Source organism: Kitasatospora setae KM-6054 (assembly GCF_000269985.1).
GTDB classification, from domain to species: domain Bacteria; phylum Actinomycetota; class Actinomycetes; order Streptomycetales; family Streptomycetaceae; genus Kitasatospora; species Kitasatospora setae.
In genome coordinates, this window is record NC_016109.1 from 8,677,140 (window position 1) to 8,690,515 (window position 13,376).

Genomic DNA, 13,376 nt, shown 5'->3' on the forward strand with positions numbered 1-13,376 from the left:
CCGGCCGCTTCGGCTACCAGCCGAAGCGGCGCAGGCCGTTCTCCAGCACCTCGGCGAGGAGTTCGCCGGCGAGGACGGAGTCCGGGGTGGAGCGGGCGGTCACGAAGGGGAAGTCGACGACGACGGAGGTCTCCTTGCCGACGTTGCCGTGGAAGGCGCCGTCGGGGCCGGTGGCGTCGCGCAGGATGTACTCCAGCGGGTACGGCGGGGGGCCCATGTTGAACTCGACGCCGACGAAGCCGGTGCCGTCCTTGTAGTCGTACTCCTTGGGGTGGCCGGTGACGTGCTTGCCCCGCAGCAGGCTGGCGCGGGACTCCGCGTCGCGGGCGAAGGCGAGCGCGGCGACGCCGTAGCACTCGGCGAGGATGGGCTTGCCGGCCGCGACGAACGCCAGGATCAGCTCGTGCAGGCGCTCGTTGTTGGCCAGGTCGACGATCGGACCGCTGCCGCCCACCACGACCATCGCGTCGAAGCTGGCGAGCAGCTCGCCGGTCGCCGCGCCGAGCCGGCGGTTGTACTCCTCCAGGTCGCGCAGGTGGTTGAGCGCGCTGTAGTAGGGGCGCTCCGGGAGCATCTCGGCGAGGCTGAGCGGGTTGTCGAGCCGGCTGGAGTCGTCCATGGCGCGGGCCCGGCGGGCCATGTCGCGGGTGGTGACCGCCCGGCCCAGCGGCGGGTCGATGTACTCGGAGTCGAGGCTGGGGGGCAGCGCCTGGGGGCGCTTGCCGGTCGGGGTGATGAACGCCGTCCGGTAGCCGCGCGCGTCGAACACGTCGAGCGGCCCGACGAGTTCCTCCCCCCAGTACCCGAATTCGGACAGCACCACCAGGACGCGTTTGGACACGGATGTCTCCCCTGTGACGTAAGGACGAGGGCTGTCCCGTCGGCGCGGCCGCCGGCGGCGGGCCGCGGGCCGGGGGCTGGGGACGCCACCGAGTCAAACCCCTGCCCCGGGAGCGGGCAATGACCGCGGGCACGATCGCGGCGACTCTCCCAAGTTGCCCCAGTCGCCGCGAAAGCCCCGCCCCGCGGCCGCCCCCGGCGTTCGTTCTGGTGTTCTGGGACGCCCGCAGTGCGCAGCGCTGCCAACCGCCGCCCGCAGCCGAGGAGCGCCCCTTCATGGCACCCGCAGCCGCCCCACCGGAGCGATTGCCGTCACTGACCGGAACGCGGTTTCTCGCCGCCCTCCTCGTGCTCGCCTTCCACGCCTCCTCCGAGGGGCTGTTCGCCGACCGGGGCACCGCCGGGGTCCTGGCCGCCCTCCTCGGGAAGGCCGGCTGGGCGGGCGTCTCGTTCTTCTTCGTGCTGAGCGGCTTCGTGCTGGCCTGGTCCGCGGGCCCGCACGGGGCGCGGCCCGGTTTCCGCCGGCGCAGGATCGCCAGGATCCACCCGGCCCATCTCGTCACCACCCTGACGGCGATGGCCCTGCTCGTGGCGGGCGGCACCGGCCTCACCTGGGCCGAGGTGGTGCCCAACCTGCTGCTCGCGCAGGCCTGGTTCCCGCAGCCGGAGATCTTCGTCAGCGGGAACCCGGTGAGCTGGTCGCTCTCCTGCGAGCTGCTGTTCTACCTGTCCTTCCCGCCGATGTGGCGCGCGCTGTGCCGCATCAGGGCCGGCCGGCTGTGGTGGTGGGCGGGGGCGCTGGCCGCGGCCGTCGTGTGCGTGCCGCCGCTGGCCGGGCACCTGCTGCCCGGCGGCCCGGTGCTGACGATGCCGGACGGCACCGTCACCCTCCACCAGTACTGGTTCGTCTACGTGCTGCCGCCGGTGCGCGCCCTGGAGTTCGTCCTGGGAGCGGTGATGGCCAGGGTCGTGCGCGAGGGGAAGTGGATCGGCCTGCGGCCGCTGCCCGCCACCGCCCTCGCCGCCGCCGGGTACGCGGCGGCGACCCGGGTGCCCTACCTCTACGGCCTGGCGGCCGCCACCGTCGTGCCGATCGCCCTGCTGGTCGCGGCACTCGCCCACGCCGACCGTACCGGGCGCCGCGGCTGGCTCGCCGCCCGCCCGGTGGTGCGGCTCGGCGAACTGTCCTTCGCCCTGTACCTGGTGCACCGGCTGGTGCTCGGCTACGGCCACCGGGCGCTGGGCGCCGACCGCGGCTGGTCCACCCCGGTGGCCGCCCTCCTCGTACTCGCGGCACTCGCCGTCAGCCTCGCCCTGGCCTGGCTGCTGCACACCCTGGTGGAGATCCCCGCCCTGCGCCGCTGGGCCCGCCCCCGCCCCCGCCCCGCGCCGCCGCGCCCGCATCCCGCCGCGCCCCCCGGCCCCGCCGGCCACGCCTCGCCGAACTGAACCCCGCCCCGCGCCACCCCCGCCCCGCGCCACCCCGGCCGGCCGGCGCCGGCGACCGACCCGGCCGCCGGCCGCGCCGCGGCGCGTCTTCACCTGGAGGAACACGTGAGCACGGACCGCACCCCGTCCGCCGCCCCCGTCCGCCGCCCCGCCCCCGTCCGCCGCCCCGCCCCCGTCCGCCGCCCCGCCGACGCCCGGCGGGCGGCCCCGCCCGGCGGCCTCGGCGCGGCACCCGACTGGTTCAAGACAGCGGTCTTCTACGAGGTACTGGTCCGCTCCTTCCAGGACAGCGACGGCGACGGCGTCGGCGACCTGCGCGGCCTGACCGCCCGGCTGGACTACCTGCAGTGGCTCGGCGTCGACTGCCTCTGGCTGCCGCCCTTCTTCGCCTCCCCGCTGCGCGACGGCGGCTACGACGTCTCCGACTACAAGTCCGTCCTGCCGGAGTCCGGCACGCTCGAGGACTTCACCGCCCTGGTCACCGCCGCCCACCAGCGCGGCATGCGCGTCATCACCGACATGGTCATGAACCACACCAGCGACCAGCACCCCTGGTTCCAGGCCTCCCGGCAGGACCCCGACGGCCCCTACGGCGACTTCTACACCTGGGCCGACGACGACAGCCGCTACCCCGACGCCCGGATCATCTTCGTCGACACCGAGACCTCCAACTGGACGTACGACCCCGTCCGCAAGCAGTACTTCTGGCACCGCTTCTTCTCCCACCAGCCGGACCTCAACTACGACAACCCGGCCGTCCGCGAAGCCATGCTGGACGTCCTGCGGTTCTGGCTCGACCTCGGGATCGACGGCTTCCGCCTCGACGCCGTCCCCTACCTCTACACCCGCGAGGGCACCAACTGCGAGAACCTCCCCGAGACCCACGACCTCCTCAAGGAGGTCCGCGCGCTCGTCGACCGGGAGTACCCCGGACGCGTCCTGCTCGCCGAGGCCAACCAGTGGCCCGAGGACGTCGCCGACTACTTCGGCGACCACGAGCGCGGCGGCGACGAGTGCCACATGGCGTTCCACTTCCCGCTGATGCCGCGCATCTTCATGGCCGTGCGCAAGGAGTCCAGGTACCCCGTCTCCGAGATCCTCGCCGCCACCCCCAAGATCCCGGCCGGCTGCCAGTGGGCGATCTTCCTGCGCAACCACGACGAACTGACCCTGGAGATGGTCACCGACGAGGAACGCGACTACATGTACGCCCAGTACGCCCAGGAACCGCGGATGCGCGCCAACGTCGGCATCCGCCGGCGCCTCGCCCCGCTGCTGGGCAACGACCACCGCCAGATCGAACTGCTCACCGCCCTGCTGCTCTCCCTGCCCGGCTCCCCGGTCCTCTACTACGGCGACGAGATCGGCATGGGCGACAACATCTGGCTCGGCGACCGCGACGCCGTGCGCACCCCCATGCAGTGGACCCCCGACCGCAACGCCGGCTTCTCCCGCGCCGACCCCGGCCGGCTCGGCCTGCCCCCCGTCATGGACCCCGTCTACGGCTACCAGGCGATCAACGTCGAGAGCCAGCGGGACAACAACGCCTCCCTGCTGCACCGCACCCGCCGCCTGCTGGCCGCCCGCCGCCGCCACCCCGCCTTCGGCCTCGGCGAGTTCGAGGAGATCCCCTCCTCCAACCCCGCCGTCCTCGCCTACCTGCGCCGCCACACCCGCGACGACGCCACCACCTCCACCGTGCTGTGCGTCAACAACCTCTCCTCCCGCCCCCAGCCCGTCGAACTGGAACTGCGCGCCCACCGCGGCATCGTCCCCGTCGAGGTCACCGGAGGCGCCGCCTTCCCCGCCATCGGCGGCCGCCCCTACCAGCTCAGCCTGCCCGGCCACGGCTTCTACTGGTTCTGCGTCTGCCCCCAGGAGGAGCCCCGGTGAGCGGCCAGCCCCTGCCCTTCGAGCGCGCCGCCACGGAACGGGCCCTCACCGCCTGGCTGCCCTCACAACGCTGGTACGCGGGAAGGACCCGCCCCCTCGACCACGTGTCCGTCATCGCCGCGCACCCCTTCGGCGGCCCGCCCGGCCCCCGCCGCGGCCCGGCCCGCGGACTCCTCCTGGTGGCCCGCGCCCACTTCGCCGACGCGGGCGCCCCCGAGCACTACCAGGTGCCCATCGGCATCCGCCCCGCCCTGCCCGGCCCCCGCCCCCAGGACCCGCCCCCCATCGCCGTCATCGGCGACACCGTCGTCCACGACGCCCTCGCCGACCACGCGCTCGTCCGCGACCTCCTCGCGCCGCCGGCCCCAGACGGCGCCCCCACCCCCCTCGCCCTGCGCGCCGAGAACACCACCCCCGGCCACCGGCCCCCCGCCGGCCCGCCCGCCACCAGCAGACTCCTCACCGCCGAACAGAGCAACACCTCCGTCGTCATCGACGACCGCTACCTCCTCAAGTGCTTCCGCCGCCTGCACACCGGCCCCAACCCCGAGGTCGAACTGCGCCGCGCCCTGGCCGGCCACCCCGGCCCGCCCCTCACCCCGCCCCTGCACGCCGTCCTCCACGGCCACCTCGGCGAAGCCCCCGTCACCTACGCCGTCCTGCAGAGCTACCTGCCCGACGCCGTCGACGGATGGACCGCCGCCCTGCACCACCTCCGAACCCGACCCGGACAGTCCTTCGCCCGCGACGCCCACGCCATGGGAACAGCCACCGGCGCCGTCCACACCCGCCTCGCCGCCGCCTTCGGCACCCGCCGCCCCACCCCCGGCGAAGCCGCCCGCCTCACCGCGCGCCTGCTCACCGCACTGGAGGACGCCCTGCGCGCCGTCCCCGAACTGGCCCGCCACGAAACCGCCCTGCGCCACGCCTACGCCCAGGCCGCCGACCCCACCCCCGCCACCACCCTCCAACGCGTCCACGGCGACCTCCACCTCGGCCAGCTCGTCCGCTGCGGCCGCACCTGGCAGCTCATCGACTTCGAAGGGGAACCCTCCGCCCCGATGGCCGAGCGCACCGCCCCCCGCCCCCCGCTCGCCGACATCGCCGGCATGCTCCGCTCCTTCGACTACGCCGCCCACCACGCCGCCTGGCAACCCGGCCCCGCCGACCCGCGGGACCTGCGCCGCTGGGCCCGGGACAGCCAGCACGCCTTCTGCGACGGCTACGCCCTGGCCACCGGCCACGACCCCCGCGACACCCCCGCACCGCTGCGCGCCCACATCCTCGCCAAAGCCGTCTACGAGAGCGCCTACGAAGCCCGCAACCGCCCGCACTGGCTGCACATACCGCTGGAAGACGTCGAACGGCTCCTCGACCCCGCGGCATGGCCGCCGCACCGGCCCCCCGGAGATGACACCCCATGGAACTGACCGCCACCAAACCCATCATCGACATCTGGTTCGACTACATCTGCCCCTTCTCCGTGATGACCCGCAAAGTCATCGACGACGTCACCGCCCGGACACCGGCCGACGTCCGCTGGCACCCCTACGAACTCCACGAGAACGGCGTACCGCCCACCGGCAAGACCGACTACCCCGAACACGTCTGGGAGAACTCCGTCCTGCCCATGGCCGAGCGGCTCGGCATCCGCTTCGGCCCCGTCCCCGCCATCGCCCTGCCCCGCACCGCCCTCGCCATGCACGGACACCGCTACGCCCGGGAACACGGCCTCCAAGAAGCCTGGGACACCCGCGTCTTCGACGCGCACTTCCACCACGGCCGCGACATCTCCGACCCCGCCGAACTCACCGCCACCGCCGCCGGCCTCGGCCTGGACCCCGAGGAGTTCCGCGCCCGCATCCTCTCCCCGCAGGCCGCCCTCGACCACCACGACTCCCAGCAGCACACCCGCCGCGCCCTGCGCGTCCACACCGTCCCCACCATCGCCATCGGACCATGGCGCACCGAGGGCGTCCCGCAGGCCGGGCGGCTGCTCGACGTCATCGCCGCGCTGAGCACCCGCCGCCCCACCCGCGCCTGACCCCGCCGCGCCCGCGCCCCCGCCGGCCCGGGCCGGCGGGGGCGCGGGCGCGGCGGCGCGCACCGCTCACCACTGCGGCGACTCCAGGGCGTCGACGGCCTGCGCGAGCAACGCCGACAACGCGTCCACCACCCCGGGCGGAAGCCGGCGCAGCACCCGCGCGTGCACCGCGTCCACCCCCTCCTGCACCGCCCCGACCACCCGCAGCCCCTCCACCGTCAACTGCGCCCACGAACTGCGCCCGTCGCGCAGGTCCGCCTCACGCACCACGTAGCCCGACTCCGTCATCCGCCGCAGGACGTTGCTCGTCCCCCCGGAGGACAGCCGGCACAGCGCCGACAGGTCCATCGGCCGCAGCCGGTGACCGGGCCCCGCCCCGCGCAGCGCCGCCAGCACGTCGAAGTCGGCACGGGTCAGCCCGTGCTCGGCGATCCGCTCGCTGGTGGTCGCGTCCATCACCGCGCACAGCCGCGCCGCCAGGGCGGCCAGCTCCGCCGCGGCCCCGGGCGCCACGGCGTACCCGCTCCTGTCGACCGCCCCTGACGCCACGTCCGCCCGCCCCCCGATCGCCGGCCCCCCGATCCGCGCACCGCAGGGGCCAGCAAAGTCTAGACGGGCCCGGGCGGCCCGTGCCAGATCAGCCGGAAAATGCCCAAGTCGCGTTGCCCCGACGGCATATTCTTCCCCGCGCAATACCGGTCGAATAGCTTTCTGGCCATGACCTCCACGTCTGCCCGCATAGTCAAGGCAGTGGTACCCGTCGCCGGTCTCGGAACACGGTTCCTGCCGGCCACCAAAGCCACCCCGAAAGAAATGCTCCCGGTGGTGGACAAACCCGCGATCCAGTACGTCGTCGAAGAGGCCGTCGCCTCGGGGATATCCGACGTCCTCATGGTCACCGGCCGCAACAAGCGCCCGCTGGAGGACCATTTCGACCGCAACTACGAACTCGAGGCCGAACTGCTCAGAAAGGGCGACACCGACCGCCTCGCCCGGGTCTGCGCCCCCACCGAACTCGCGGACATCCACTACGTGCGCCAGGGCGACCCCCGGGGCCTGGGACACGCCGTCCTGTGCGCGGCCCCCCACGTCGGCTCGGAACCCTTCGCCGTCCTGCTCGGCGACGACCTCATCGACCCCCGCGACCCCCTGCTGAGCCGGATGATCGAGGTCCGCGAGCAGCACGGCGGCAGCGTCGTCGCCCTGATGGAGGTCGACCCCTCCCAGATCCACCTCTACGGCTGCGCCGTCGTGCGCCACGACCGCGACGGCGACACCGTCCAGGTCACCGACCTGGTGGAGAAGCCCGCGCCCGGCACCGCCCCGAGCAACTACGCGGTGATCGGCCGCTACGTGCTGGACCCGGCGGTCTTCGAGGTCCTGCGCCGCACCGAGCCCGGCCGCGGCGGCGAGATCCAACTCACCGACGCCCTGCGCGAACTGGCCCACACCAACGAGGGCGGCCCGGTGCACGGCGTCGTCTTCTCCGGCCGGCGCTACGACACCGGCGACCGCTCCGACTACCTCAAGGCCACCGTCCGCATCGCCTGGGAGCGGGAGGACCTGGGCCCGGAGTTCCGCACCTGGCTGCGGGAGTTCATGGCCGCCGACGTCCTCGCACCCGCCCACTGACCCCGGTTGCGCAACCGGGGAACTCCCCGGTTGCGCAACCGGGCCCCGCCCGGGGCGACTTGCCCAGATCGCCGCGGGAGTCCCGCGCGACCAAGAAAACCGAACGATCGTTACGTAATCTCGGTGGCGACCCGGCCGATCCACCCACACCGCCGGCTTCCGCGACGACCGGTACCCCAGGAGGTGCGCCCGACCATGGACACCGTCCAAGCCGACACCCTGCCCGCCTCCGGCGGCGACGCGGGCCGGCCGCCCGAAGCGGAGGACCAGGGCGTGCAACGGGTGCCGATCGGCATGCTCCTGCCCGCCGACTCGCCGCGCATGTCGGGGGAGAACCTGGACCACGCCCGCGCCCTCGGCGCACTGGACGGGAACCTCCCCCCGATCCTGGTGCACCGCGCCACGATGCGCGTCATCGACGGGATGCACCGGCTGCGCGCCGCCATCCTCCAGGAGCGGGCGCTGGTGGAGGTGCTGTTCTTCGACGGGACGCCGGAGGACGCCTTCGTCGTCGCCGTCCGCTCCAACTGCCGCCACGGCCTGCCGCTGACCCTCGCCGAGCGGGCCGCGGCCGCGGCCCGCATCATGATCTCCCACCCCCAGTGGTCGGACCGCGCCATCGCCTCCGTCGCCGGGCTCTCCTCGAAGACCGTGGCCGCCCTGCGGCGCCGCGCCGGCGCCGGGAACCTCGCACCGCGGGCCCGGGTGGGCCAGGACGGCAGGGTCAGGCCGCTGGACAGCACCGCCGGGCGCCTGGCGGCCAGCCGGCTGATCGCGGCCACCCCGCAGGCGTCCCTGCGCGAGATCGCCCGCCAGGCCGGGATCTCGCCCGGCACCGTGCGCGACGTCCGGGCCCGCCTGGAGCGCGGCGAGGACCCGCTGCCGCGGGCCCGCGGGCGAAGAGGCGCCGGCGCCCGGGCGTCCAGGGCCCGCCCGCGCGAGGACGCCGGGAAGGCGCCCGGCCCCGCCGCCGGGCCCCCCGCCGACCTGGGCCGGGTCCTCACCAGCCTGCGCAACGACCCCTCCCTGCGCCAGACCGAGACCGGACGCCTGCTGCTGCGCATGCTCGAAACGCACCTGCCCCACCAGTGGGACCGCCTCGCGGAATCGGTTCCGGCCCACCGGACCGAAACGGTCGCCCTCGCGGCCCTCGAATGCGCGAAAGCCTGGCAGGAATTCGCGGCCAGAATGCGCCGCGCCCCGTCGCCGTAGCGGCCGGACGCGGCAGGGGCCTCCCCTCCCGGAACACGGGGGCGGGGAAGCCCGACAGATGAAGAGAAACGATGGATGAGGAGTGTGTGATGTCGGTAGTTGATGAGGCGTCGGTTTCGGGCGGGGTGCGGGGGGCGGGGTCGCCACCGGCACGGATGACGGGGCGCCTGCGGCTGCTGCTGGTGGTGCTGCTGGTCGCGCAGTTCATGCTCGCGGTGGACTTCTCGATCCTGAACGTGGCCCTGCCGGTGATCGGCAAGGGCCTCGGGTTCTCCCTGTCGAACCTGCAGTGGATCGCGACGTCGTTCGCGCTGTGCGCCGCCGGGTTCACCCTGTTCTTCGGCCGCGTCGCCGACCTCTTCGGACGCCGGCGCCTGTTCCTCGCGGGCCTGGCCCTGCTCGGCCTGTCCTCCCTGGTGGGCGGCCTGGCCACCTCCCCGGGCATCCTGATCGCCGCCCGCATCGCCCAGGGCCTGGCCACCGCCGCCGTCACCCCCGCCGGCCTGTCCCTGCTGACCACCTCCTTCCCCGAAGGCCCCCTGCGCGACAAGGCCCTCGGACTCAACGGCGCCCTCATGTCCGCCGGCTTCACCACCGGCGCCATCCTCGGCGGCGTCCTGACCGACCTCCTGTCCTGGCGCTGGTCGTTCTTCATCAACGTCCCCGTCGCCCTCGCCGTCCTGCTCATCGCCCCCGGCGTCATCAAGGAATCCCGCCCCGACCAGCGCCCCCGCCTCGACATCCCCGGCGCCCTCACCGTCACCCTCGGCCTGCTCGCCCTCGTCTTCGGCCTCACCCGCGCCGGCGAGAACGGCTGGAGCGACCCCACCGCCCTGATCTCCCTGGCCGCCGGCCTCCTGCTCCTCATCGCCTTCTACCTCGTCGAGAGCAAGGCCCCCGCACCCCTGGTCCCCGTCACCATCCTCAAGCGCCCCACCGTCATCTGGGGCAACATCGCCGGCCTCATCGCCTTCCTCACCGAGACCTCCCTCGTCTTCCTGATGACCCTCTACCTCCAGGAAGTCCTCGACTTCTCCCCCCTGGCCGCCGGCCTCTCCTTCGGCGTCCTGGGCATCGGCACCGTCATCGGCGGCTCCCTCGCCGCCAAGGTCATCGCCCGCATCGGCACCAAGGCCACCCTCATCACCGGCGGCCTCCTCCAAGCCGCCGCCACCGCCGCCCTGCTCACCCTCGGCGACACCCGCACCTCCATGGCCGTCCTGCTCACCGCCACCTTCCTCGGCGGCATCGGCAACATGCTCGTCATCGTCGGCTTCATGGTCACCGCCACCTCCGGCCTGCCCGACCACGAACAGGGCATGGCCACCGGACTGGCCACCATGACCCAGCAGATCGGCATCACCATGGGCACCCCCATCATGAGCGCCATCGCCACCACCCAGATCACCACCCACGCCACCCACACCACCGTCCTCGACGGCGTCACCCTCGCCGTCCTCGTCAACACCGCCCTCGTCCTCGCCGGCACCCTCACCACCGCCCTCTTCCTCCACACCCGCAAAACCCCCACCCCCTGACCCACCCGCGACGCGGCCCGGGCCGCCGGCCACCCCCGGCGGCCCGGGCCGGGCACCACCCACCCCTGCGACACGCAAAGGACGCCGAACCGATGGACCTGCAACTCGCGGACAAGGTCTTCCTCGTCACCGGGGCCTCGGCCGGAATCGGGCGGGCCACCGTGCGGGTGCTCGCCGCGGAAGGGGCGACCGTCGTCGGGGTGTCCCGCAAGCCCGCCGCCGGCCCCGCCGACCCCGCCGGCCCCGGCGCCCGGGTCAGCACGGTCGCCGCCGACGTGACCGCCCCAAACGCCGCCCGCCGCGTCGTCGACACCGTCCTGGAGCGCCACGGGCGCCTCGACGGACTGGTCAACAACGTCGGCGCCCTGCACTCCCGCACGGGCTTCCTGGACGTGAGCGACGAGCAGTGGCAGGCGACCTTCGACACCAACTTCCACTCCGCGGTGCGGATGACCCGCGCCGCGCTGCCCGCCCTCCTGGAGCGGGGCGCCGGCTCCCTGGTGCACCTGGCCAGCGAGGCCGCGCGCTTCCCCGACCACCCGCTGGTCGACTACGCGGCCTCCAAGACGGCCCTGCTCTCCCTCTCCAAGTCCCTCACCGCCGAGTTCGCCCGCCGGGGAGTCCGCTCCAACGTCGTCTCGCCCGGCCCGACCAGGACCGCCCTGTTCGACGCCCCCGGAGGCTTCGCCGACCAGCTCGCGGAGCGCTTCGCGCTGCCCGCCGACGAGGCCGTCGAGCACTTCGTCCGCGAGGTGCGCGCACTGCCCACCGGGCGTATCGGCACCCCCGACGACGTCGCCCGCGTCATCGCCTACCTCCTCTCCCCGCTCGCCGCCCAGGTCACGGGAGCCGAATGGGCCGTCGACGGCGGAGCACTGCGCCAGATCTGACCCGCGCCGCCCGCGCCGCGGCGCTCGCCGGCACCGTAGAAGGACGCCTGATGACGGACACGATCACCGCCGCGCCGCAGACCCGCGCCCAGCGCTCGGAGCGCTTCGAGCGCGACGCGCTCGGCCACCGGGACCGGCTCCACGCGCAGGCCCTGCGCCTGACCCGCAACCCCGCCGACGCGGAGGACCTGGTGCAGGAGACCTACACCCGCGCCTACCGCGGCTACCACGGCTTCCGCCCCGGCACCAACGCCGGCGCGTGGCTGTCCCGGATCCTGCTGAACACCTACCTCGACGCCTACCGCAAGAAGCAGGCCGCCCCCCAGCTCTCGGGCGCCCCCTACACCGAGGACCGCGGGCCCGCCCGGCCCGGCCCCGTGCCGTCCGCCGAGTCACAGGTCCTGGACCGGCTGCCCGGCCCGGCGGTCACCCGCGCGATGCTGGGGATACCCGGCATCTTCCGCACCGTGGTCTACCTCGCCGACATGGAAGGACTCTCCCACGAGGAGATCGCCGCACTGGTCGGCGTCCCCTACGCCACGGTCAACACCCGCCTGCACCGGGGCCGCAGGCGACTGCGGGCCCTCCTGGAGGACCACCGCGACGCGGGCGCCCGCGCGCACCGGGAAGAGGTGCGGTGATGCCGCTGGCCCTCATCGCCCTGGCCCTGGGCGCCTTCGGCATCGGGACGACGGAATTCGTCATCGTCGGCCTGCTCCCGCAGATCGCGGGGGACTTCTCGGTCTCCATCCCCTCCGCCGGGATGCTCGTCACCGGCTACGCCCTCGGCGTGGTCGTCGGCGCCCCGCTGATGACCGCCGCCGGATCCCGGCTGCCGCGCAAGACCATGCTCGCCGTCCTGATGGCCCTCTTCATCGCCGGCAACCTGCTCTGCGCCTTCGCGGGCAGCTACACCCAGCTGATGACCGGCCGGCTGGTCGCCGCGCTCACCCACGGAGCGTTCTTCGGCATCGGGTCCGTCGTCGCCGCGGGCCTGGTCGCCCCGGCCCGCCGGGCCAGCGCGATCGCCCTGATGTTCACCGGCCTCACCGTCGCCAACGTCCTCGGCGTGCCGCTGGGCACCTTCCTCGGACAGCACTTCGGCTGGCGCTCGACGTTCTGGGCGGTCACCGCCTTCGGCGTCGTCGGCCTCTGCGGCATCACCGCCCTCGTCCCGCGCCAGGAGCGCGAGCGCGGCGCCGGCCTGCGCGGCGAACTCGCGGTCTTCCGCCGCCCCCAGGTATGGCTGGCGCTGCTGACCACCACCCTCGGCTTCGCCGGGGTCTTCGCCTCCTTCACCTACGTCGCGCCGATGATGACCGAGGTCGCCGGATTCCCGCCCGGCGCCGTGACCTGGCTGCTGGTGCTCTTCGGAGCGGGCCTGTGCGTCGGCAACGTCCTGGGCGGGCGCGCGGCCGACCGCAGCCTGATGCCCAGCCTCTACGTCATCCTCGCCGCCCTCGCGGGCGTCCTGCTCCTGTTCGTCGCCACCGCCCGCACACCCGTGTCGGCGGCGATCACCCTCGCGGCACTGGGAGCCGTCGGCTTCGCCACCGTGCCGCCGCTGCAGATGCGGGTCATGCAGAAAGCCGAGGGGGCTCCGGCCCTCGCCTCGGCGGCCAACATCGCGGCGTTCAACCTGGGCAACGCCGTCGGGGCCTGGCTCGGCGGCCTCACCATCAGCCACGGGCTCGGCTACACCGCCCCCAACTGGGTCGGCGCCCTGCTGGCCGTCGCCGGCCTCGCCGTCGCCGCCCTCGCCGGACTGCTCGACCGCCGCACCGCCGCGGACGGCCCCCCGCCCCCGCACGACCCGCCCCCGCACGACCTGCCCGCGAGCGAGCAGACCTCGCCCGCGGCGGCCTGACCCACCGCCCC

General features: G+C 74.1%; 12 protein-coding genes. 10 read left to right on the forward strand and 2 right to left on the reverse strand.

Features of this window, described 5'->3' with window-relative positions:
* Nucleotides 1-13 precede the first annotated feature (13 nt).
* A complete protein-coding gene (locus tag KSE_RS37495) occupies nt 14-841 on the reverse strand; it encodes a type 1 glutamine amidotransferase domain-containing protein (protein ID WP_014133263.1) in 828 nt (275 codons plus the stop codon).
* Between the two features lie 275 nt (nt 842-1,116).
* Here KSE_RS37495 and KSE_RS37500 point away from each other — a divergent pair, with 275 nt between their 5' ends.
* The 4 genes from KSE_RS37500 (at nt 1,117) to KSE_RS37515 (ending at nt 6,226) form a co-directional block, all read left to right on the forward strand.
* The gene (locus KSE_RS37500) at nt 1,117-2,289 is read left to right on the forward strand and encodes an acyltransferase family protein (RefSeq protein WP_014133262.1); all 1,173 of its coding nucleotides are present in this window, start codon (nt 1,117-1,119) and stop codon (nt 2,287-2,289) included.
* A 105-nt stretch (nt 2,290-2,394) separates the two neighbouring features.
* Entirely contained in the window at nt 2,395-4,182 is a 1,788-nt protein-coding gene (treS, locus tag KSE_RS37505) for a maltose alpha-D-glucosyltransferase (RefSeq protein WP_014133261.1), read from the forward strand.
* Nucleotides 4,179-5,612 (forward strand): maltokinase N-terminal cap-like domain-containing protein, encoded by a 1,434-nt coding sequence (locus KSE_RS37510; protein WP_014133260.1) that lies wholly within the window; start codon nt 4,179-4,181, stop codon nt 5,610-5,612. The genes treS and KSE_RS37510 overlap by 4 nt, the downstream gene beginning before the upstream one ends.
* The gene (locus KSE_RS37515) at nt 5,603-6,226 is read left to right on the forward strand and encodes a DsbA family oxidoreductase (RefSeq protein ID WP_014133259.1); all 624 of its coding nucleotides are present in this window, start codon (nt 5,603-5,605) and stop codon (nt 6,224-6,226) included. Before KSE_RS37510 ends, KSE_RS37515 begins: the two co-directional genes overlap by 10 nt.
* Nucleotides 6,227-6,292: 66 nt before the next feature.
* Here the strand turns inward: KSE_RS37515 and KSE_RS37520 are convergent, their stop codons facing one another.
* Nucleotides 6,293-6,739: a MarR family winged helix-turn-helix transcriptional regulator gene (locus KSE_RS37520; protein WP_051055074.1), complete on the reverse strand. Its 447-nt coding sequence runs from the start codon at nt 6,737-6,739 to the stop codon at nt 6,293-6,295.
* Between the two features lie 204 nt (nt 6,740-6,943).
* On the opposite strand from KSE_RS37520, the gene galU reads away from it, so the two are divergent.
* From galU to KSE_RS37550, 6 genes are all read left to right on the forward strand, one after another.
* A complete protein-coding gene (gene galU / locus KSE_RS37525; protein WP_014133257.1) occupies nt 6,944-7,858 on the forward strand; it encodes a UTP--glucose-1-phosphate uridylyltransferase GalU in 915 nt (304 codons plus the stop codon).
* A gap of 195 nt (nt 7,859-8,053) precedes the next feature.
* Nucleotides 8,054-9,070 carry a ParB/RepB/Spo0J family partition protein gene (locus KSE_RS37530; protein ID WP_014133256.1) on the forward strand — a complete coding sequence of 339 codons (1,017 nt, stop codon included), beginning with the start codon at nt 8,054-8,056 and terminating at the stop codon, nt 9,068-9,070.
* Between the two features lie 89 nt (nt 9,071-9,159).
* Nucleotides 9,160-10,608 (forward strand): MFS transporter, encoded by a 1,449-nt coding sequence (locus tag KSE_RS37535; RefSeq protein WP_014133242.1) that lies wholly within the window; start codon nt 9,160-9,162, stop codon nt 10,606-10,608.
* Between the two features lie 92 nt (nt 10,609-10,700).
* Nucleotides 10,701-11,498 carry an SDR family NAD(P)-dependent oxidoreductase gene (locus KSE_RS37540; protein WP_014133255.1) on the forward strand — a complete coding sequence of 266 codons (798 nt, stop codon included), beginning with the start codon at nt 10,701-10,703 and terminating at the stop codon, nt 11,496-11,498.
* 50 nt (nt 11,499-11,548) lie between these two features.
* Nucleotides 11,549-12,139, forward strand: coding sequence for a sigma-70 family RNA polymerase sigma factor (locus tag KSE_RS37545; RefSeq protein WP_033260396.1), 591 nt, complete (start codon nt 11,549-11,551; stop codon nt 12,137-12,139).
* Nucleotides 12,139-13,365 (forward strand): MFS transporter, encoded by a 1,227-nt coding sequence (locus KSE_RS37550; RefSeq protein ID WP_014133253.1) that lies wholly within the window; start codon nt 12,139-12,141, stop codon nt 13,363-13,365. The genes KSE_RS37545 and KSE_RS37550 overlap by 1 nt, the downstream gene beginning before the upstream one ends.
* The last annotated feature ends 11 nt before the right edge of the window (nt 13,366-13,376 follow it).